The sequence below is a fragment of the Tardiphaga sp. 42S5 genome (genome assembly GCF_034044155.1).
GTDB classification, from domain to species: Bacteria; Pseudomonadota; Alphaproteobacteria; order Rhizobiales; family Xanthobacteraceae; genus Tardiphaga; species Tardiphaga robiniae.
The window spans coordinates 364,917-385,688 of the sequence record NZ_CP139027.1 but is presented as its reverse complement, the minus strand read 5'-3'; the positions used below and the strand labels follow the sequence as shown (position 1 = coordinate 385,688).

At 62.4% G+C, this 20,772-nt stretch carries 22 protein-coding genes; 14 read left to right on the top strand and 8 right to left on the bottom strand.

The features are described from left to right. The first annotated feature begins 2 nt into the window (after positions 1-2). The 7 genes from SFY93_RS01795 (at position 3) to SFY93_RS01765 (ending at position 5,529) form a co-directional block, all read left to right on the top strand. Positions 3-542 (top strand): Na+/H+ antiporter subunit E, encoded by a 540-nt coding sequence (locus tag SFY93_RS01795; RefSeq protein ID WP_320445850.1) that lies wholly within the window; start codon positions 3-5, stop codon positions 540-542. Next, positions 535-810, top strand: coding sequence for an MrpF/PhaF family protein (locus SFY93_RS01790; RefSeq protein ID WP_320445849.1), 276 nt, complete (start codon positions 535-537; stop codon positions 808-810). The genes SFY93_RS01795 and SFY93_RS01790 overlap by 8 nt, the downstream gene beginning before the upstream one ends. 7 nt (positions 811-817) lie before the next feature. Beyond that, positions 818-1,111 carry a cation:proton antiporter gene (locus SFY93_RS01785; protein WP_320445848.1) on the top strand — a complete coding sequence of 98 codons (294 nt, stop codon included), beginning with the start codon at positions 818-820 and terminating at the stop codon, positions 1,109-1,111. After that, positions 1,108-2,049, top strand: coding sequence for an MnhB domain-containing protein (locus tag SFY93_RS01780; protein WP_320445847.1), 942 nt, complete (start codon positions 1,108-1,110; stop codon positions 2,047-2,049). The genes SFY93_RS01785 and SFY93_RS01780 overlap by 4 nt, the downstream gene beginning before the upstream one ends. After that, positions 2,046-2,378: an NADH-quinone oxidoreductase subunit K gene (locus tag SFY93_RS01775; protein ID WP_320445846.1), complete on the top strand. Its 333-nt coding sequence runs from the start codon at positions 2,046-2,048 to the stop codon at positions 2,376-2,378. Before SFY93_RS01780 ends, SFY93_RS01775 begins: the two co-directional genes overlap by 4 nt. Further along, positions 2,378-3,901 (top strand): complex I subunit 5 family protein, encoded by a 1,524-nt coding sequence (locus SFY93_RS01770; protein ID WP_320445845.1) that lies wholly within the window; start codon positions 2,378-2,380, stop codon positions 3,899-3,901. The genes SFY93_RS01775 and SFY93_RS01770 overlap by 1 nt, the downstream gene beginning before the upstream one ends. Before the next feature lie 86 nt (positions 3,902-3,987). Beyond that, positions 3,988-5,529: a proton-conducting transporter transmembrane domain-containing protein gene (locus tag SFY93_RS01765; protein ID WP_320445844.1), complete on the top strand. Its 1,542-nt coding sequence runs from the start codon at positions 3,988-3,990 to the stop codon at positions 5,527-5,529. A 41-nt stretch (positions 5,530-5,570) separates the two neighbouring features. Here SFY93_RS01765 and SFY93_RS01760 read toward each other — a convergent pair whose 3' ends face one another. Then, positions 5,571-6,104, bottom strand: a complete 534-nt coding sequence (locus SFY93_RS01760; protein ID WP_320445843.1) for a tellurite resistance TerB family protein — start codon at positions 6,102-6,104, stop codon at positions 5,571-5,573. Positions 6,105-6,345: 241 nt separating this feature from the next. On the opposite strand from SFY93_RS01760, the gene SFY93_RS01755 reads away from it, so the two are divergent. Both SFY93_RS01755 and SFY93_RS01750 read left to right on the top strand, forming a co-directional pair. Beyond that, the gene (locus SFY93_RS01755) at positions 6,346-6,921 is read left to right on the top strand and encodes a DUF992 domain-containing protein (protein ID WP_320445842.1); all 576 of its coding nucleotides are present in this window, start codon (positions 6,346-6,348) and stop codon (positions 6,919-6,921) included. A gap of 89 nt (positions 6,922-7,010) precedes the next feature. Further along, a complete protein-coding gene (locus SFY93_RS01750; protein ID WP_320445841.1) occupies positions 7,011-7,391 on the top strand; it encodes an SHOCT domain-containing protein in 381 nt (126 codons plus the stop codon). Between the two features lie 13 nt (positions 7,392-7,404). Here SFY93_RS01750 and SFY93_RS01745 read toward each other — a convergent pair whose 3' ends face one another. Both SFY93_RS01745 and SFY93_RS29640 read right to left on the bottom strand, forming a co-directional pair. Further along, positions 7,405-8,847, bottom strand: coding sequence for an alpha/beta hydrolase (locus tag SFY93_RS01745; RefSeq protein ID WP_320447665.1), 1,443 nt, complete (start codon positions 8,845-8,847; stop codon positions 7,405-7,407). 284 nt (positions 8,848-9,131) lie between these two features. After that, entirely contained in the window at positions 9,132-9,335 is a 204-nt protein-coding gene (locus tag SFY93_RS29640; protein WP_414717038.1) for a DUF6894 family protein, read from the bottom strand. A gap of 216 nt (positions 9,336-9,551) precedes the next feature. Between SFY93_RS29640 and SFY93_RS01740 the strand changes: the two genes are divergently transcribed. Both SFY93_RS01740 and SFY93_RS01735 read left to right on the top strand, forming a co-directional pair. Continuing rightward, positions 9,552-9,836 (top strand): YMGG-like glycine zipper-containing protein, encoded by a 285-nt coding sequence (locus SFY93_RS01740; RefSeq protein WP_320445840.1) that lies wholly within the window; start codon positions 9,552-9,554, stop codon positions 9,834-9,836. 161 nt (positions 9,837-9,997) lie between these two features. Continuing rightward, a complete protein-coding gene (locus SFY93_RS01735) occupies positions 9,998-10,216 on the top strand; it encodes a DUF3551 domain-containing protein (protein ID WP_089263548.1) in 219 nt (72 codons plus the stop codon). Between the two features lie 171 nt (positions 10,217-10,387). Here the strand turns inward: SFY93_RS01735 and SFY93_RS01730 are convergent, their stop codons facing one another. After that, positions 10,388-12,034, bottom strand: a complete 1,647-nt coding sequence (locus SFY93_RS01730; protein ID WP_320445839.1) for an amidohydrolase — start codon at positions 12,032-12,034, stop codon at positions 10,388-10,390. Positions 12,035-12,278: 244 nt separating this feature from the next. Here SFY93_RS01730 and SFY93_RS01725 point away from each other — a divergent pair, with 244 nt between their 5' ends. Further along, positions 12,279-12,662 (top strand): nitrile hydratase accessory protein, encoded by a 384-nt coding sequence (locus tag SFY93_RS01725; RefSeq protein ID WP_320445838.1) that lies wholly within the window; start codon positions 12,279-12,281, stop codon positions 12,660-12,662. Positions 12,663-12,851: 189 nt separating this feature from the next. Here SFY93_RS01725 and SFY93_RS01720 read toward each other — a convergent pair whose 3' ends face one another. Continuing rightward, positions 12,852-13,790, bottom strand: coding sequence for an IS110 family RNA-guided transposase (locus SFY93_RS01720; protein ID WP_320444434.1), 939 nt, complete (start codon positions 13,788-13,790; stop codon positions 12,852-12,854). A gap of 308 nt (positions 13,791-14,098) precedes the next feature. On the opposite strand from SFY93_RS01720, the gene SFY93_RS01715 reads away from it, so the two are divergent. Beyond that, entirely contained in the window at positions 14,099-15,466 is a 1,368-nt protein-coding gene (locus SFY93_RS01715) for an aspartate aminotransferase family protein (RefSeq protein WP_320445837.1), read from the top strand. 29 nt (positions 15,467-15,495) lie between these two features. Then, the gene (locus SFY93_RS01710) at positions 15,496-17,067 is read left to right on the top strand and encodes an ABC transporter substrate-binding protein (protein WP_320445836.1); all 1,572 of its coding nucleotides are present in this window, start codon (positions 15,496-15,498) and stop codon (positions 17,065-17,067) included. Between the two features lie 258 nt (positions 17,068-17,325). Here the strand turns inward: SFY93_RS01710 and SFY93_RS01705 are convergent, their stop codons facing one another. From SFY93_RS01705 to SFY93_RS01695, 3 genes are read right to left on the bottom strand one after another with little or no spacing between them, the layout of a single operon-like run. Beyond that, on the bottom strand, positions 17,326-18,981 hold the full coding sequence (locus SFY93_RS01705; RefSeq protein WP_320445835.1) for a dipeptide ABC transporter ATP-binding protein: 1,656 nt from the start codon (positions 18,979-18,981) through the stop codon (positions 17,326-17,328). A 4-nt stretch (positions 18,982-18,985) separates the two neighbouring features. After that, complete coding sequence (locus SFY93_RS01700) at positions 18,986-19,819, bottom strand: ABC transporter permease (RefSeq protein ID WP_320445834.1); 834 nt, start codon at positions 19,817-19,819, stop codon at positions 18,986-18,988. Further along, on the bottom strand, positions 19,816-20,757 hold the full coding sequence (locus SFY93_RS01695; protein ID WP_320447664.1) for an ABC transporter permease: 942 nt from the start codon (positions 20,755-20,757) through the stop codon (positions 19,816-19,818). The genes SFY93_RS01700 and SFY93_RS01695 overlap by 4 nt, the downstream gene beginning before the upstream one ends. Positions 20,758-20,772 lie beyond the last annotated feature (15 nt).

The following is a 20,772-nucleotide window of genomic DNA, read 5'->3' as shown; positions in this document are numbered from 1 at the left end:
CAATGAATTTGATCAAGGCCGGCAATATTGGCGAGGCGAGTCCGGCGAGGTGGTCGGATGCCATCGGCAGTGCCGTGATCCGCGCTATCGGTTTCTTCGGCTTCTGGCTGGCGCTGACGCGCGGCGATCCCGGCGATGTGGGCCCCGGTCTGATTGCAGCTGCCGCAGCGACTTGGGCAAGCCTCAAGCTGCTGCCTGCCGAACAATGGGGCTTCCGTCCGGTCAAGTTTGCCGGATTCGTCCTGCACTTCCTCCGTCAGTCGATTGTCGCGGGAGCGGACGTTGCGCTGCGGGCGCTTCACTCACGACTGCCGCTGCAGCCAGGCTTCGTCACCTACCGGGCGCAGCAGCCGCCGGGCAGGAAGCGAAATACGTTTTGCGCGATCATGAGCCTGATGCCGGGCACGCTTCCGTGCGGGACCTCGATTGACGGCAGCCTGGCCGTTCATTGCCTCGATGTGACGCAGCCCGTCGTCGAACAATTGTCGATGGAGGAAACTCTGTGCATGCGGGCGCTCGGAGGCGCAAGATCCGATGCCTAGCCTGCTGTTGGGTGCTTCGGTCTTTGTGCTGCTGACGGTGGCGCTGGGCCTGTTCGCCATCCTTCGGCGATCGGCCGATGTGGACCGCCTGATGGCCGTCCAACTGCTGGGCACGGGAGGAGTCGCCATCCTCCTTCTGCTCGCGGTCGCAACCGAGACGCCGCCTGTCATGGATGTTGCTGTGATGCTCGCGCTGTTCGCGGCGTTTGCGGCCGTCGCATTCGTCAGAGACGCGTCCGCCGCGTCATCCGAAGCCAAAGGGGAGTGAGGCGCGCATGAGCTTCGTCATGGATATCCTGACCATTTGCGCGGTCTTCGCAGGAGCGCTGTTCTTCCTTGCGGGCACGGTGGGTCTATTGCGTTTCCCGGATACGCTGACGCGTCTGCACGCCCTGACCAAGGTTGACAATCTCGGTCTTGGCCTGATCGTTCTGGGCTTGCTGCCGCAGACGAGCAGCCTGCTGTTCGCGGTCAAATTGATGATCGTCTGGCTGCTCGTCCAGCTGTCCGGGGCGGTCGTCACCCAATTGATCGCCGGTGCGGTACGCCACCACGGAGCGGACGGATGAGCATCGCCTCCGTCTTCGATATTGCTCTCGTTGCGCTGATCCTGACGATCGGTGCTTCAGCCATCCTTGTGCGCACGGCATTCGCCGCAGTTGTCATGTTCGTCGTCTATGGGCTGCTTCTGTCCATGGCATGGGTCCGGCTCCACGCGGTCGATGTGGCGCTGACAGAGGCAGCGATCGGCGGCGGCATGACCGGCCTGTTGCTGCTCGGCGCCGTCGCGCGGTCCCGCTCCGTGAATGTCGATGGTCCGCGGATTTCGCGGCCGGCGCGCCTTGCCACCTGTGCAATGTGTGCGCTGGTCGTGGCGGTTCTTGCCATTCCCATTCTCCATCCGCCGGAGGCTATTCCGACACTCGCGCCCACCGTGATGGAAAACCTGCCGCCGAGTGGTCTCGGCAACCCCGTCGCCGGCGTGCTGTTCGTTTTCCGTGCGCTCGACACGCTGCTCGAAAAGGTGGTCCTGCTGCTCGCTTTGCTTGGGGTCTGGTCGCTGGCGCCGGATCGCGCCTGGGGCGGAACGCCGGGTCTGCAGATTTATGCAAAGCCCGATCCCACGCTGATCTTTCTGGCTCAGCTTTTGCCGCCGGTGGGAATCGTGTTCGGAATCTATATGTGCTGGGTCGGCGCGAAGGATCCTGGTGGCGCCTTTCAGGGTGGCACGGTGCTGGCTGCGATGTGGCTCCTTGTCATTGTCGCGGGATTGCAAAAAGCTCCTGCGATCGGTCGGCTCTGGCTACGTGTTCTGCTCGTCACCGGACCGGTGCTGTTCCTTGCCATTGGCCTTGCTGGATGGGTATTTGCCGACGCTTTTCTGGCTTACCCGGCAGGCTACGCCAAACCGCTGATTGTCGCCGTGGAAGCCGCTCTCACGCTGTCGATCGCTGTGGCGCTTGGCATGCTGGCCGCAGGACCGCCGGTACGGGCGCAGCAGCAATGAACGCGGCAACGCTGTTCGGCTTGTGTGGCGCAGCGCTGGTGGGCATCGGACTGTACGGGCTCATCACGAATCCCGAGCCGCTACGCAAGATCCTTGCATTCAATTTGCTCGGGAGCGGTGTGTTTCTGCTGTTCGGTGTGATCGCCAGGCGGGGGGCAGCGGCCGGGCTCGGCGGTGACCCGGTCCCCCAGGCGATGGTGATCACCGCGATTGTCGTCGCGTTCGCGGCGACGGCCATGGCTATCGCGCTGGTGCAGCGTCTTGGGGATGAGACCGCCCGCGCCTCGATCGGTTCCGACAGTTCTGAAACCGGCGAGGAAAAATCCTGATGCCGGCTGCAACGGCGCTTGGGGCGACAACTGCCGACGGGGCGCTTCTTGTTCTGGCCATCGTATTGCCGGTTGTCGGCATCCTGCTGTCGTTTGTCCTTGGCGGGCGGCACGCCGAAAGAATTGCCGCGTTTCTGTTGCCCGCCGGTCTCGGCGTGGCATGCATTGTCTTCCTGAAAGTATGGCAAAGCGAAACGTCGCTGAGCTACATTGTGGGTAATTGGCAGCCACCGCTCGGCATCACGCTGCGCGCCGACGGACTTTCAGTCGCGATGATGGTGGCCATGGCCATCGTGATCTGTCTCATCGGCGTGTTTGCGCATGCGAATTTCGACAGTCGCGCAGCGTCCGTTGAAACCCGCGCGCCGATGGTATTCTGGGTCATGCTCATGGCGATCTCGGGCGCGATGAACATGATCTTTCTCGGCGGCGATCTGTTCACACTCTACGTTGCGCTTGAGCTGCTGACTTTCGCTGCGGTGCCGCTGGTCTGTCTCGATGGTCGCGGGGAGACCTTGCAGGCAGCATTGCGCTATCTGCTCTTCGCGCTGCTGGGCTCGATCCTCTATCTGGTCGGAACGGCCTTGCTGTATGGCAGCTATGGGACCCTCGACATCGTCCTGATGTCGCAACGCGTGCAGATCGAGCCGGCGACGCTCGCTGCCGCGACGCTGATGACGGTGGGGCTGTTCGCCAAAACCGCGCTCTTTCCACTGCATCTCTGGCTTCCCCCGGCGCATGCCGGCGCACCGGCGGCGGCCAGCGCGGTTCTGTCAGCCGTCGTGGTGAAGGGATCGTTCTTTCTCATTGTGCGGCTCTGGTTCGACGCCGTGCCGGGACTCTTGAGTGTGGCTGCCGGTCAACTCATTGGGGTGCTCGGGGCGTCAGCAATTATCTGCGGCAACATTGTCGCGCTCCGACAGAAGCGGCTCAAGCTGCTGATCGCCTATTCGACGGTCGCGCAGATCGGCTATCTGTTTCTGATGTTTCCGCTCGCTGCCGACCCGTTGCATCTCCAGTATGGCGATGCCCTGACGGGCGGCATGCTCCAGGCCATCTCGCACGCCACCGCCAAGGCAGCCATGTTCATGGCTGCCGGACTTGTCTATGCCGCGCTTGGACATGACCAGATCTCGGAGCTTGGCGGGATCGCACGTGCGCTTCCCATGACGATGTTCGCCTTTGGCCTCGGTGGCCTATGCCTCATCGGGTTGCCGCCGACGGGTGGCTTTCTGGCAAAGTGGCTGTTGCTGGAGGCGACGATCGCAACGGCGCAGTGGTGGTGGGCAATCGTGATCGTCGCAGGAGGGCTGCTCACGAGCGCATATACCTTCATCGTGCTGTCGCGGGCGATGGGCCCACCAAGCGCGCCGCTGACATTGCACGCCGCGGTGCCGAAGTATCAGGAAGTGGCGGCGCTGGGGCTGGCATTGCTCTCGGTTCTGCTGGGGCTCGTGGCGCTCGGTCCGATCGATGTATTGCAAGTTGGTCGTCCGGAGGCGCCGATGGCTTGGCAGCGATGATAGAGGCATATCCCTTGCTGGCTTTCGCCTTGCTCTTTCCGCTCGGGATGCTGCTGGCTTGCCTCTGGCCAATGGCATTACTGCGAATGCCTTCGTATCTGGCGTTTGCTCCGATTCCTGCATTTGTGGCCGTGCTCCTTGTCTCCGACGATTCCCCGCTTGTCGTCGGCCCCGCCCGTCTGCATTTGACTTTCGCTCTTGATCTCCCCGGGGCGCTGCTGCTCGGCGTTGCTGCGCTGCTGTGGATCATGGCCGGTGCTTATGCGTCACCGTATCTGCAGGGCAGGCCGAATCGCGGGCGGTTCGCCGTGTGCTGGCTCACCGCACTGACGGGCTGCATCGGTGTATTTTTCGCTGCCGACATGGTGGGCTTCTATTTGTTCCTGGCGATGCTGACGCTTGGCGCCTGCGGCCTCATCATCCAGCACGAAACGGCTGATGCGTGGCGCGCCGGCGCGCTCTATATCGGCCTTGGATTGCTGGCGGAGACATTGCTGCTCATCGCCTTCGTGCTGCTCGCGATGGACATTCCCGGCGATGGGCTGTTAATCGGCGATGCCGCTGCCGCACTCCCGACGTCGCCGCACCGCGACCTCATCATCGGCCTGTTGATCGCAGGCTTTGGCATGAAGGCAGGCCTTGTTCCGTTTCATGTCTGGATGCCACGGGCCTATGCAGCAGCGCCGGCGCCGGCTGCCGCCGTTCTGAGTGGCGCAGCCGCCAAGGCAAGCATCCTCGGAATGATCCGCTTTCTCCCCCTCGATACGGCACTGCCCTATGCAGGAACGTTACTCGCAGCCACCGGCTTGTTCGCGGCGCTCTACGGGGTGGTCATTGGAATGACGCAACGCAGGCCCAAGATTGTGCTGGCCTATTCCAGCGTCAGCCAGATGGGTTTCATCGTGGCCGTCATTGGCATGGGCATGATCGCCGGAGATGGCCGCGCTGCACTAGCGGCGATCTTCTATTCTGCGAACCACGTTCTGGTCAAAGGCGCGCTGTTTCTCTCCGTCGGTGTGATCGCGGTGACCGGTCGCCGATATCTGTTGCCCATCCTTCTCCCTGTGGCGATCATCGCCGTCGGCCTTGGCGGCCTTCCGCTGACCGGCGGTGCCTTGGCAAAAATCGTGGTCGACGGACCGCTCGGGGACGGGGCCGCGAACACGGTTGCAACGCTGTCTGCTGTCGGCACGACGCTGCTCATGCTGCAATTCGTACGAGGCCTGGTGACGACGGCATCAACGGATTACGAGGCGACAGCGGCACCGAGCCTGTTCTGGCCATGGCTATCGACCGCCGTAGCGGCGCTCATCGTACCATGGGCGCTATTCCTCGCGGTCCCCGAAGGAATGTTGCCCAATCCTTTGGCGCCCGAACTGCTGTGGAAGGCCCTGTTTCCAGTTTTGCTGGGCGCCATATTGGCGGCAGTGCTGTCGCGCTGGGTGCGGCGGCTGCCACATATTCCCGAGGGAGATATTGTCGTCGTTCTGGACAGGTGTGTGAAGATCGCTCCAGCCTGGGGCAGGACCATCGAGCAAGCGGAAGGCACGCTTCGCCAATGGCATGTTGCGGGAATTTCACTGCTCGCACTGACACTGGCTCTCGGAGCGGCACTGTTGGCCCAGTGAGCATGCCGAAGATCGGCATCTCTAGGATGCGCCTGATCGCGTCAGGCTGACACCGCGGCCAAATTATTCATGCCGGCGACGACGCGCTGTCGAAGTTCAACACGCTGCCGGGACGATACGCCCAGAAGGTCTGCCGCACGCCAGATCAGATTCTCTTCAAATTCGTTGACCCGCTGATCCGCGTAAACGATCTCCCACATCAGTTGAACGATCCGTCGACGTCCATCGTCATCGAGCAGCTCATTGAGCTGCCGGGTAAAGCGATAAAGGTCGACCGCGCTACGGGCGACTGCATCTGCATCAACGAGAAGCTGAGCCGTAGCCGCGTCATCCAGCCCATAATGCGATCTGAAAATAGCGTGCAATCTGGCGCGCCTGATATCCGATAGCTCGCTATGGACGGTGGCAACGCGGATGAGCAATGCCGCGGTCACGATGAGAAGCTCTCTCTGCTCGACGTGTTTCCGTTGACTGGCGTCTTCGATCGCACGCGAGATGAACGCCTTGATTGATCCAAACATCACCCGACCATTCTCTTCAGAGACAACGACGACTGCGCTCTTGCGGCCGGCCATCCGGGCCTGCGATATCTGGGAAGTTTGAGCGGTCGCCTGAGCTGAAGATGGCGTTTGTCCATCGGCGCCGCCACTTTCTTACCGAATTTTAAAGTTTCCGGATTCGGCTAAAAGCGAGGCAAAGCAGCCGTAGTTGTGGCGCTCCGGCCTTTGCGTATGACCTGGAATTGTCCGTGGGGACAGGCGTTGCTGCGCGTACCTGAATCCAGATCAATGTTCCCCGGCAATCCGGGTACTCATCATGACCTCTTCAGGGTTTTTCCCGATTAACTATTGCGTGCTGACGGCTAGCCTCGTCCGGCAGAAGCCTGGTTATTTTGTCGCGGTTTCGAGAGGGAAGCAGATGTTCAGCATTCGCATATTGACGATGGCATGTGCCTTCCTGATCCCTCAGATGCTACCCGCACCAGCTCACGCGCAACAGCTTTTGCGCGTCGGTGGGCTGACATGCAGCACCGGTCCGAGGGTTGGGCTGGTTCTTGGCTCCCGCCAGGAGATGCAATGCGTCTTCCTGTCGAGCGTGGATGGGCGGCGATATAACTACAGGGGCACGATCAGGCGGGTTGGCCTCGATGTCGGCGTCACCCGTGGAGGAACGCTGTTTTGGGGTGTCTTTGCGCGAAACAGTAATATCGGCCGCGGCACATTGAGGGGCAGCTATGTCGGGGCAAGCGCAAATGTTGCCATCGGCCTGGGCCTTGGTGCCAACGTCCTGGTCGGCGGATCACGCCGTACGATCACGCTGCAGCCGCTCTCTGTCGAGGGTCAGATCGGACTGAATCTGGCACTGGGCATATCCAATCTCGTTCTTCGATAGTCGGCATTCATCACCGGTCATCGCTGGTATTGAATTGGGATTCCAGGGACACAGGTGATCGCGAGCGAATCTAGACATGGAGACCGATCATGCTGTTTCAGGGAGGCTTTACGTTCGCCAATTTCGTGGCCGACGTCTTTGCAGTGTTCATGTTTGTGCTGTGGTTCTGGCTCTTTATCGTTGTCACCGGTGATCTGTTTCGCCGCCACGACGTGTCCGGTATTGGCAAGGTATGCTGGGTGATCATGGTCATCGTCTTGCCCTATATCGGCATCTTCGCTTACCTGCTCGTGCACGGACGCAGTATGGCCGAGAGGGACGCAGAGCGAGCCAAGCAGGCGCGCAACGATTTACGCCAGATGGTGGGATTCAGCGCTGCCGATGAGATCGAGAAACTCGATCGCCTGAAATCGGCCGGATCTATTACAGAGGCGGAGTATACGCGCCTCAGAACCAGTCTGGTCCAATAGGTCCGATATCGCTTTACCGGGCGGGTTGGGCGGTCTTTGCGGGGGTGAGAATGCTCTCGCCGATCCGCCCGACCATATAGGGGAAGAACGGGTTTGATGACGCCCGCATCAGCGAGTCGAGGCTGGCGATCAGCACATTGCGTTCCCCGCGCGGCGCCAGGGTCCCGAGGTTCTCGCCAAAATCCTCGGACTTGTCCGGCTCCACCCCATAGAGGGAATCGCTGACCGGAAATGGCAGCGCCACGTGTGACAGCGAATAGAAGCCTCTTGGATAGTTCAGGCCGAGCGGGCGGGAATGCTCGGCGACAGTGCCGGCCTCGGTCACACGCTCGATCACGTCGTCATTGTTGTCACCGGAATTGGTAATGACGGCGAGGCGGTAGCGCCGCGGGCCGGCGGGTACGATGCGTGCCAGCGCGGTATCGGTGCTGGTGCGGAGCAGGGGGCCAAATCGCGCGGTGCGATTGACGTCGAACAGAACGAGTTCGCTCCCATTGGCCGGCAGATGGGCATAGAGGTCGGAGACGATGGCCCGGGTGCTCACCGTGAAATCCATCAGCGACTGGAATGTCAGTATGGGTGGAAACTGGTTCAGCCTGCCTTCACTCGCATAGCGCGCGAGCCGCCGTTGCAGGGCCCTGGTCAGGAGATGCGATTGGCGCGCGCCGTTCACCGGGAATGAATTGTACTTGAAGGGATTGAACTCTGGAACGATATCGAGCCATGCGGCCTTGGCGAAGGTGGGCAGAATGGCCGGAAATCCCGCGAGGCCGGCAAACCGTGCAAAGCTGGTGATGCCGACCATCGGCGAGATCAGTATCAGGCGGTCCGGTCGGGACAGTTTTTCGTCGTCGATGGCATCAAGCGCATACATGATGGCCAGTGCACCGCCATTGGAAAATCCCACCAGATGCAGCGGCACGGGCGAATCCATTCGCTTCTTCACTTCCCGCACAGCGAGCCGCGTGGCAGCCAACCAGTCTTCCCACACGACGTCGGTCAGCGCGGCCGGAACCGTGCCATGTGCCGGCAGCCTCGGAACGATCGCCAGGAAGCCCTGATCGCGATAGAAGCGCGCAATATGGCGTTGGCTGTAGGGGGAATCCGTCAGGCCATGAAGGAGCACGACCGCTCCGATCGGCTTGCCCTTCGGCTCCAGCACAAAGGATCGGTTGAAATCCTGCACGAAATGCGGGGGATAGACCGGGCTGCCTTCGAAATACCGATTGGGTGGCACACGTTCTGTCGCATCGAGCTTCTGCGATACCTCGCGCCGGACTTCGTCGAAAAGCTCCGCCTCGGCCGCCATGTATTGCGCCCAGTCGGCAGTATCCAGCTTGCTCGCATGGAGCTCATGCGGAACGTAGGTATGCCATGTCTCGAGTGGCAGTCCTCGCTGCGAATCGTAGATGCGGACAGCGAAGATCGTCATCAGCGCGATGCCGAAAAACGCCATCAGGATCTTTGCAAATCTGAAGATTCTGGCCCGCACGACCGAACCTCGCAAATGACGATGTAGTGCAGGATAGTCGGGAAAAACTGAGATGCGACGGGAGATATAGGGGAAAGCACCTGAGCGGGTATCGGGCTTTACCCTGATACTCGGCAACTTCTTCGGCGACGTCCCGATCCGCATAGACGGCGGCAGCCATATACGAAGCCGTTCAATGCGGAAAAATCTATCAAACGCGTTGGGGGAGAGCGATGCGGACTAAAAATGGTCCGTCTTGCGACTGTCGATCAGCTGGCCCGGCATCTGAAGATACGGTTGCCGTTCTCGTCCAGAACGAACACCAGATGGGACCTGCAAAGCGCGCCGGCCTTGCTCAATTCCGTAGCCAGGGCTCTAGCCTGCGTGATCGCGAGCGTCGGATTTGCAAGGCGGCTTCCGACCTCATCGGGAAAAACTTTCGGCCCGTCCAGGATATGGAAAAAGTATCGCATCGCGCTCCAATAATTCGGAAGGGCGGTGTGTCCCAGTGAATAATTAGTAAGGCGCTGGCACATGCGGTCGGCATTGGTTCCGTAACCGGATGGCGACGTACGGAGCCGCCGGGCGCGTCACGCGCACCGGCTAAGGGTTTTCCCCGATGGCTATGGTTCTGGATGTGCATTTCAAATCGGGACAGGTGAGGGGCGTCAATTGTCAGGGAGTTACGCATGCGCCGGATCTCAACCTTGCTCGTTCTACTCACGCTGTCTGCAGTGGTTCCGCTGGCGGATGCGCTTGCCCAAAGCGCAGCGGGGCGCGGCGCAGTGTCCGGTGCCATCATTGGCGGCGCTGTCGGCGGGCGACGCGGTGCGGCCATTGGTGCTGCCACCGGAGCGGTGGTGGGGAATCAGAGGCGGCATATGCACAGCCGGTATTACTGGCGCCATGGTCGTTGCTGGGTCCGGACATCGCACGGAAGATCCCACCCGGTATCGCATCGCTATTGCAGGTGAGCGATACGATTGCACCGTCGCGGCTACAATAACCATTCCAGCGCATCGCGATCTTTCGCTGTTGGCGCATGAGTAATTCCACGGCTCGGACTCAGGTCAACACCCGATATCGTCATGCAATCGCTTCCTCCATTATTTCGACGATTCAATAGGAGGATGCGATGCAGAACCTGAAGAAGCGTTTTTTATTGTCCCTGCTTGTTTCCACGATCGTGGCGAGCGCCAGCATGGTCTTCGTCACCACGCAGAGCGAGGCCAAGGGAAGGGCGTGGTGCGCCAAATCACAGTCGCGGGGCACCGATTGTAGTTATGACACGATCGACCAATGTCGTGCCGCGGTCAGCGGAACAGGTGCCTCCTGTCGCAAGCGCGTCCGTTAGGGCGTTGCGTCGTTTTGAATCGGCAGCCGTCGCCATGTCATCTGGCGACGGTACATTTATGCACAAACGAAGCGGCGGCCTCCCGGCAAGAGGGCTTCGTCAAACAGATCGTTGCTCTGGCGAGACGGAGCGGCGGATATAGTCCGCGTGTCTCAGCGTCTCGCGCTCTCTCTATTCCGCTGCGACTGCGACCTGACCCAGCCTGTCGAAGACGACGTCGCCACCGAGAATGGTGAGGTCGCAGCGGGTGTCTTTCTCGACTTCCTCGGGCGCGCAGGTGAAGACGTCGTGGCTGAGCACGGCGATATCGGCGAGCTGGCCCGGCACCAGGCGGCCGACGCGCTCTTCGGCGAACTGCGTATAGGCGCCGAAATAGGTGTAGGCGTGGATGGCTTCCGCCATCGACAGTTTCTGGCCTTCGCCCAGCAATGTGTGGCGGTTGGACATCCGCGTTGTCATTGTGAACAGGTTCTTGAACGGATCGGTGGTCGACACTGGCGCGTCCGAGCTTGCTGCCGGATGCAGACCGGCGTCGAACCACTTGCGCATGGGATAGGCGACGTTGGTGCGTGCCTGGCCGAGATTGGTGATGTAGAGGTCGCCGAATTCATACATGAAGACCGGCTGCGGCACCGGATCGATGCCCGCGGCGGCCATGCGTGCGATCTGGCTGTCGCTCAGGAAGCCGCAATGTTCGATGCGATGGCGGCGGCCGAGGATCGGATTGTCCGCCGTGCCTGCTTTCTCGATACCTGACAGCACCTGCTCGATGGCCGCATCGCCGATGGCATGGATGGCGAGCTGATAACCGAGGCCGTGATAATGCGCGAGATAGTCGTGCATTTCCTTGTCGGTGTAGCAGAAGATGCCGCGGTTATCGGGATCGCCGACCAGATAGGGTTCGCTCATCGCGGCGGTGAGGCCGCCGGCGCTGCCGTCGCCGAACACTTTCATCGCGCCATAGCGCAGCATGCCGACTTCGCGGCCGAAGCGATAGCCTGCGGCGTGTGCCTGATCGCCGATGCCGTCGGTGTTGCCGTAGATGCAGACCCAGGTGCGGATCGGCAGCGTGTTCGAATTGGCGAGATGCTCGTAGGCGTCGATCTCAGCCATGCCCGCGGTCATGCCGACCGCGGCGTCCATCACGCTGGTGAAGCCTTGCTCAAGCATGAATCGGCTGGCGCGGTCGATCGCATCGCGCAGGCGTTCGGCGCTCGGCTTCGGCGCGGCGTCGACGATCAGGCGCAGCGCGCGTTCGGCGAGCAGGCCGGTCAGCTTGTTGTCGCGGCGCTCGATCATGCCGCCGTCGGGCTGTGGCGTGTTGTGGCCGATGCCGGCCGCGCGCATCGCCTGCGTGTTGATCACGGCGACATGGCCGCAGGTGCGCTTGAGATAGACCGGATTGTTCGGCGCGACCTGATCGAGCTCTTCCGCGGTGGGATGACGCTTTTCCGCAAGCTCGTAATGGTCATAGCCGCGGCCATTGATCCATTCGCCGGGCTTGGCGGTCTTGGCCTTCTCGGCGACGCGGCGCAGGATTTCGCCGATGCTGTTGGCGCCGGTCTCCGGCCGCAGATTGATCTCGGTCATGGTCAGGCCGAGCGGCAACAGATGCATATGCGCATCGTTCAGGCCCGGGATGGCGGTGCGGCCGGCGAGTTCGACGATGCGCGTATCCGGGCCGGCAAGCTCGGCGATTGTCTCGGCTGAACCGGTCGCCAGCACGCGGCCCGATGCGATCGCGATGGCTTCGACAAAGCCCTCGTTGAGACCACAGAACACGCGTCCTCCGGTCAGGATGAGGCTTGGCTTTTCCATCTTAAGTCTACCTTTTATTCACGGGATCGAGTGCAGCGACGGGTACGCCAAAAATATTCAGCGGAGCAAGATCGCAGATTGTGCAGTGTGAGCCTGTAGACGGGGCAACGTGCCGCACATCGCGCTTTATGTTGAAGTTTTTCTCGCAGGTCAGGAATTAGACACCTGCCATGCGCGTCACGCAGCGACATTTGCGCGAGGCGCGCGTCGGTGTAGGATTCGCCTGATGTCTGGAGCCGGTGTGATGACGACCAATACTCAAGCTGCAACCCGTGCGACGGTCGAAATCCCGAGCATCCCCTGTGACGCCGAGGGACCGGTGTTTCGCGAGCCGTGGGAGGCCCAGGCCTTCGCCATGGCCGTGACGCTGCATGAGCGCGGCGTCTTCACCTGGACGGAATGGGCTGCGGCGCTCGCGGCCGAGATCAAGCGCGCGCAGGCCGGCGGTGATGCCGACACCGGCGAGACCTATTACCGGCACTGGCTGGCGACGCTGGAAAACCTGATCGCCGAGAAGGGCGTGACGACGGCGGATGCGCTGCATCGCTATCGCGACGCCTGGGACCACGCCGCCGATCGCACGCCGCATGGCCAGCCGATCGAACTGACCCCGGCGGATTTTACTTAGTTCCCTCGCCCCGCCGGGCGAAGCGAAGCTTCGCTAAGCGGGGAGAGGGTGGCGCGGACGAAATCCGCGACGGGTGAGGGGGAGTCTCCACACGCTCTGAGCTTGCGGAGACTCCCCCTCACCCAAAGCCTTCGCTGCGCTCAGGCTTCGACCTCTCCCCGCGAGCGGGGAGAGCGACTGTCTTTTTGGTCAAGCGTTTTGATGCTGCCATGGGGTCTTGTCTCGCAGGATAGCGTTGAGGATGGTGAGCAGCTTGCGGGCGACGGCGATGATAGCGACGAGCTTGGGCTTGCCGGCGGCGACGAGCTTGTCGCGGAACAGTTTGAGCTGCGGATTGAAGCGGGCGGCCACCATCGCTCCCATGAACAACACGCGGCGTACATTGGCCCGGCCGCCGCCGATGAAGCTCTTGCCGCGCCACTGGCCGGATTGCCGGGTCCATGGCGCCAAACCGGCGAGAGCCGCAATCTGACGACGATCGAGTGTGCCGAGCTCCGGCAGTTCGGCAATCAGGCTGCGCGCGATGGTCGGACCGATGCCGGGCACCGACGCCAGCAAGTCTTCTTTCTCGGCCCAGGCCGGCGATCCCCGCACGTGATCGCCGATGTCGTCGTCCAGTTCGGACAACTCCTTCTCCAGTGCCTTGTGGAGCCGGGCGATGCTCTTCTTCAGGCGCGGATTGCTGACGCGCCGCGCACGCTGGCCTTCCGCGGCCATCATCTCAACGATCTGGCGCCGACGCGCCACCAGATCGGCTAGCAGCCGCGTCGTGGCATCGGGAAGCGGCCGCAGTTGCGGTTTGGTCGCCTCGGTAAAATGCGCGATCACCATGGCATCGATCGGATCGGTCTTGGCGCGCTTGCCGAGGGCGTTGGCAAAGGCGCGCACCTGTGCCGGATTGACCACCACCACAGGCAGATCGGCGCCGGCCAATCCTGCGGCGACCACCGTCTCGAAGCCGCCGGTCGCCTCGATCGCCACCACCAGTGGCGGTCGCGCTTTCAGCCGCGCGATCAGATCATCGATCCCCGCACCATTGCGGGCAACCGCAAAACTCTCACCGCCCGGACGCATCGCCACGTCCAACCGATCTTTCGACACATCGATGCCAACATAAATCGCGTCCATCTGATCCCATCCTTGCGCAACCGGGCTTGCTGAGCGGCCCAAGCGACTGTTCGGGTTCGATGGAACGGCAAGCAAGGACCCGCGCTCTCCCACGGGCTTGGTGTCCCTCAGGTTACTCGGTCTCCCGCCTGCCACCGCTCCGCATAGCTTAGCAGAAACGGCGGGAGGCAAGTTACAAGGTGAAGCCCACGGTGCGCGCTGCGCACCACCGACCGCTTGTTTGGCATCTCCCGCAATCGCCTGGGCAATTCGATGATCCCTTCGTTGACGCTGGCCCCCGTGGCTGCCCGGCGTCGTCGGAGAAAAAGATGCTCGATACAACAAGAACAACCGGCGATTTGCAGGTGCTCGACGGCGCGCATCACGTCCATTCCTTCACCGATCCCGCCGTGATCGCCAGCGGCAAGACCCGCGTCGTGGTGCGCGGCGAGGGCTGTCAGATCTGGGACAGTGACGGGCGCAGATTCCTCGACGGCATGGCTGGGTTGTGGTGTGTCAATGTCGGCTATGGCCGGCAGGAACTGGTCGATGCCGCCACACGGCAGATGGCGGAGCTGCCATTCTACAGCAACCATTTCCAGTCGACGACGCCGGCCATGACGGAGCTCGCGCACAAGCTGTCGCAGCTGACGCCGGAGGGTCTCGACCACTTCCTGTTCACCTCGTCCGGCTCCGAGGCCAACGACACTATCGTCCGCATGGTGCGCTATTTCTGGAAGCTGCAGGGCAAGCCGGCAAAGCGCACCTTCATCAGCCGCACCATGGCCTATCACGGCAGCACGCTGGCAGCCGTGAGCCTGTGCGGAATGCCGCATATGCACGCCATGGACGGCGGCACGCTGCCCGGCTTCGCCCATATCCAGCATCCGCACTGGTACATGTTCGGTGGCGAGCTGACCAAGGAGGAATTCGGGCTGCAGGCCGCGCAGGCGCTCGAGCAGAAGATCCTCGAACTCGGGCCCGACAATGTCGCGGCCTTCATCGGCGAGCCCGTGCAGGGCGCTGGCGGGGTGATCGATCCGCCGTCGACCTACTGGCCGGAAATCCAGCGCATCTGCCGCAAATACGATGTGCTGCTGATTGCGGATGAAGTGATCTGCGGTTTCGGCCGCACCGGCGAATGGTTCGGCGCACAGACCTATGGTGTCACGCCGGACCTGATGACGCTGGCCAAGGGCCTGTCCTCCGGCTATCTGCCGATCGCCGCGGTGGCGATGAACAAGCGGGTGTTCGAGACCATCGGCGCCGCCGGGTTGCTCGCTCACGGCTATACCTATTCGGGCCATCCCGTCGCCTGCGCAGTGGCACTCGCCAATATCGACATCATTGAACGCGAAGGCCTGGTCGATCGTGTCCGCGACGATATCGGCCCCTATCTGCATCAGGCGCTGGCGCAATTCGAACAGCATCCGATCGTTGGCGAGGTGCGCGGCATCGGTACGCTGGCGGCGCTGCAACTGGTGAAGGACAAGGACACCCGTGAGATCTTCACGGTCGAGGATGGCGCCGGCATTTTCTGCCGCGAAGCCGCGTATAGCCACGGCCTGATCGTGCGCGCGGTCGGTCAGTCGATCGTGCTCAGCCCGTCGCTGGTCATCACCCATGCCGAGATCGACGAGATCATTGACAAGCTCAAGCGTGCACTCGACGAGACGGCCCGGCATTTCGGATTGTAAATACTCGGTATCATGATTTGGAGAACCGCATGAGGATGAGATCAGCTTTCGCCGCGATCGTTGCGGCCCTCGCTTTCGCAGGCCCGGCCGCCGCCGAGGAGCCGATCCGCGGCGGCACGATGCGTATCGTGATGACGGCGGATATCCGCACGCTCGACGCGTCGCGCAGCGACAATCTCACCGACCACGTCCTCAATCACATCTATGAACAGCTTGTCGCGCACAGGAACGACATGACCATCGGCCCCGCGGCGGCCGAGCGCTGGGACCTGTCGCCGGACGGCAAGACCTACAGCTTCAAGCTCCGCGATGGCATGGTCTATCACAACGGCGACAAGGTGAAGGCCGCCGACGTCAAATGGCTGTGGGACCGCCGCATGGCGGCCCCGAAGTCCGGTGCGCCATGGGTCTGCGCCGCAAGCTTCGACGGGTCGCGCGGCATGAAGGTCGAGTCGGTGGAAGCACCGGACGACGGAACGGTAGTTTTTACCCTCGACAAGCCGAACACGCTGTTCCTGGTGCGGCTCGCCGATATCGTCTGCAATTTCTGGATTGCCAGCCCGAAGAATGTCGACGCTGAGGGCAACTGGATTGCAGGATCGGCAATCGGTTCCGGCTCGTTCAAGCTGAAGGAATGGCGCAAGGAGCAATATGTTTCGCTGGAGCGCTTCGCAGACTATGTCGCGTCGAAGCAGAAGCGTGATGGCTTCGGCGGTGACCGCACCAGCTACTTCGACGAGGTCCGCTTCGTCGTCATCCCCGACAAGACCGCGGCGGAAACCGCGCTGCTCGCCGGGCAGGTCGACATCGTCACCTATCTTCAGGTCTCGCGCATCGAGGAGATGAAGAAGCGCGGCGCCATCGTGAAGACCGCGCCGGGCCTGTCGCTGTCGGCGATCCTGATCCAGACCACAGATCCCCTCATGTCGAATGTGAAGATCCGCCGCGCGCTGGCACATGCGATCGACTTCAAGGAAATGGCGGAGACCAAGCTGATGGGTCTTACCGAGTTCAATCCGTCGGGTGTTGCGGAATCCTCGGCCTATTTCGACAAGTCGTTCCAAGCCTGGCCGAAATACGATCCCGAAGCCGCGAAGAAGCTGCTGAAGGAAGCCGGCTACAAGGGCGAGCCGATCAAGATGCAGACCAACAAGCGCTATATCGGCATGTATGAGAATGCCGTCGTGGTGCAGGCCATGCTCAACGCCGCCGGCTTTAACGTGCAGCTCGATGTGATCGACTGGGCGGCGCAACTCGAGAACTGGATGAGCGGCAAGTTCCAGCTCCAGTCCTTCGGCTATTCCTCCCGCGCCGACCCGATGCTGATGTATGGTACCATCATCGGCAACAAGGCCAAGGCGCCGACCTCGCAATGGGATGATCCGGACGCGCAGGCGCTCTATCTCAAGGCGCTAAACGCCATCGGCTTTGACGAGCGCAAGGCGATCCTCAAGCAGCTCCACGCCAAAATGGCAGAGGAAGTGCCCATCCTCGGGCTTTACTACTATCCCGTAATCGAGGCGGTCTCGCCAAAACTCGTGAATTACGAGTCGTGGCCGCTCGAAAAACCGCGCGCCTGGGGTGTGTGGAAGAAGCCGTAACTGCCCGCAGCGTTACGGCAGACTTGAAGACCCGGGGCCGGCGATGGCCTCGGGTTTTTTCGTGGGGGGATACTTGGAGAAGTGGGAGGAGGGCCTGGAGATGGTGTGCACCGATCTCTCCCCACGTCATTGCCGGGCTTGACCCGGCAATCCATCTTTCAGGCGACGAGAGTGGCGTGTGGGGCAAAGATGGATACGCGGGTTGTCTAGCGAAGCTCGCTTCGCGCTGCCCGCGTATGACGGCCTGAGAAATCGGCGCTAGACGGCTGTTGCGGCCACCGCTCCCTCAAATCTCCGGTCCAGCAGCATCGCGGCATTCAGCAGCCGCTTCGTATAGTCATGCTGCGGCCGGTCGAAGATATCATCCCGGCTGCCGACCTCGACGATCTTGCCGTTCTGCATCACCGCCACACGGTCGGCCACCTGTTCGACGGCGCCGAGATCATGCGAGACGAACAAACATGCAAACCCGTAGCGGTCCTGCAACTCGCGGATCAGTTTCAGGATCTGCTTCTGCACGGTCATGTCGAGCGCCGAGACTGGCTCGTCGGCGACAACGAAAGCGGGCCGCCTTGCGATGGCGCGGGCGATGGCCACGCGCTGGCGCTGGCCGCCGGAGAGCTGGTGCGGCAGCCGGCGCAGGAAGTCCTGGGACAGGCCGACTTCGTCGAGCACCTCGCGCACGCGGGCATCGCGCGCCTTGCCGTCCATCGTGGTGTCGAGGCGCAGCGGCTCGCCCACGACATCTGCGATACGCTGGCGCGGATCGAGTGATGAATACGGATCCTGGAAGATGATCTGCATTTCCTCGCGCTGCAGCCGCGCCGCGCGGCCGCGCCAGGTCATGATCTGGCCGCCGCGGAAGGCGATGCTGCCGGAGGTTGGCGTGATCAAGCCGACAGTGGCGCGGCCGAGCGTGGTCTTGCCGGAGCCGGAGCCGCCGACCAGTGCCAGCGTCTCGCCCTCGCCGATGGCGAGATCGACGCCGTCGACGGCGCGCTTGGCCTCCGTGCGGCCGAACAGACGCGGGCGTCCCGCATAGTCGATCACCACGTCGCGCAATTCGACCAGCGGCTTGACTACGCGGACGCTGCGCAGCCCGCCGGCGCTTCGCCGCGGCAGTGCATCGACCAGCCGTTTGGTATAGTCGTGCTGCGGCGACGACAGCACATCCATACTGCGGCCCTGTTCGACGATCCGGCCCTTCAGCATCACCGCGACGTCGCGCACGTAATGCGAGACCATGCCGAGGTCGTGGCTGATGAGCAGCACCGCGGTGCCGTTTTCCTGCGTCAGCTCGACCATCAGGTCGAGCACATCGCGCTGCACCAGCGTGTCGAGCGCCGTGGTCGGCTCGTCCGCGATCAAAAGATCCGGCTTCAGCAGCATCACCGAGGCCAGCATGATGCGCTGGCGCATGCCGCCGGAGAATTCGTGCGGATAGGCATTGAGGCAGTGGACGGGATTGGGAATGCTGACGCGCTTCAGCATCGTGAGGCAGCGGTCGCGGATCTCGCCGCGCGAGAGGCGGCGATGATGCAGTTTGAGGCCTTCGGCCATCTGCCGGCCGATGGTCATCGACGGATTGAGCGATACCATCGGCTCCTGGAACACCATGCCGATATGCGCGCCGCGGATTTTGCGCAGCGCCGGCGGTGCGATGCCGACCAGTTCGGTGTGGCGGAACTTGATGCTGCTGCCCGGTGCGGCGATCAACGGCGTCGGCAACAGGCCGAGCACCGCGCGCGCGGCCATCGTCTTGCCGGAGCCGGATTCACCGACCAGCGCCAGCATGCTGCCGGGCATGATGGAGAAGCTGGCATCGTCGACGAGCTTGTTGCCGTCGGGGCCGACGGTCACGGTCAGATGCTCGGCGGCAATGACGGGCTGCGATGGATCGGGTTTCATCGTCATCGCATTACGCCTGCATCTTCGGGTCGAGCCAGTCGCGCAGCGCATCGCCCAGCATATTGATGCCGAGCAGCGTCAGCGAGATGCACAGGCCCGGCAAAATGAGGAGATACGGCGCCTGGGTGATGAACGGCCGGCCCGAGGCCAGCATGTTGCCCCAGCTCGGCGCCGGTGGCGGTACGCCGAGGCCGAGGAAGCTTAGCGCGCTCTCCGACAGGATCACCCAGCCGAACATCGTGGTGGCCAGTACCGTGATCGGTGCCATGCAGTTCGGCAGCACATGGCGCACCATGGTCACGAGTTCCGAATTGCCCATCACTCGCGATGCCTCGATGTATTCGCGTTCGCGCACCGACAGCACGCTGGCGCGTGCGACGCGCACCACGGCGGGCATATAGGCGACGCTGAGCGCCAGGATCAGCGCCTCGCGGCTGGCGCCCGAGATCGCCATGATGAACAGCGCCAGCAGCAGGCCTGGAAAGGCCAGCAGCGAGTCGTTGAGGATCATCAGGATGCGGTCGGTCCAGCCGCGCAGGAAGCCGGCGACGATGCCGAACAGCAGGCCGAGCGAGACGGCGATGGCAACGGTGGCGAGCGCGATCCAGCCGGTGGTGCGTGCGCCATAGATCAGGCGGCTCAGCACGTCACGGCCGAATTCGTCGGCGCCGAACAGATGCGATGCGGAAGGTGCTTTCAGCACGGCGCGCAGGTTGAGCTTGAGCGGATCATAGGGCGCCAGCATGGGGCCGAAGATGGCGAGCAGGGTCAGCAGCAGCACGAGGCCGCCGCCGATCAGGAGATTGGCGCGGCCGCGCGCGAGGCGGGGGTGATACCGCGTCATTGGGCGATCTTCGGGTCGAACAGCGGGTACAGCATGTCGACGACCAGATTGACGATGACATAGATGACGCTGATGAACAGGATGCAGCCCTGCACCACCGGATAGTCGCGGGCATAGATCGCCTCGACCAGCAGGCGGCCAAGGCCGGGAATGGTGAACACCGTCTCGGTGATGGCAATGCCGCCGAGCAGCCCGCCGAGAATCAGGCCGATCAATGTCCAGGTCGGCGCAAACGCATTACGGAACGCATGGCGCCACATCACCTCGGATTCGGACAGGCCCTTGGCGCGGGCATGGGTGATATATTCGAGCCGGGAGACCTCGATGGTGGAGGCGCGCGCCATGCGCACGATCGGGCCGAGTTCGACCATGATCAGCGTGAGCACCGGCATGAAGATGAACAGTACGCCCTGACGGAAATTCTCGCTCAGCGACACGTAGCCGATGACGGGAAACCATTCGAGCCACATGCCGAACACCAGCAGGATCATCAGGCCGAGCCAGAAGCTCGGGATCGACAACAAGAGCGTCGAGAGTGCGACGGTGCCGTAATCGGCAAACGTGCCCTGCCGCCAGGCCGCGAACATGCCAGCCGGCACCGCGATGAGCGCGGCAAACACCACGGCTGTGACGACGATGGTTGCGGACACCGCGAAGCGATCGAGCATCAGCGGCAGCACGTGTTCACCGGATGAGATCGACTTGCCGAAGTCGCCGGAAAAAATATGGCCGAGCCAGGTCAGATATTGCGACGGCAGCGCGCCGGACAGGCCCATCTCCCTACGCAGCGCCTCGACCTGTTTGGGCGTCGCTAGATCGCCGAGCATCACCGAAGCGGGATCGCCGGGGATCAGCCGCATGGCAAAAAAGATCGCCGCCGATACGATGATCAGTGTCGGCACCGCCTGCAGCAGACGTCCGAGCAGGAAGCGGCCCATCACGCTGCCTTTCGG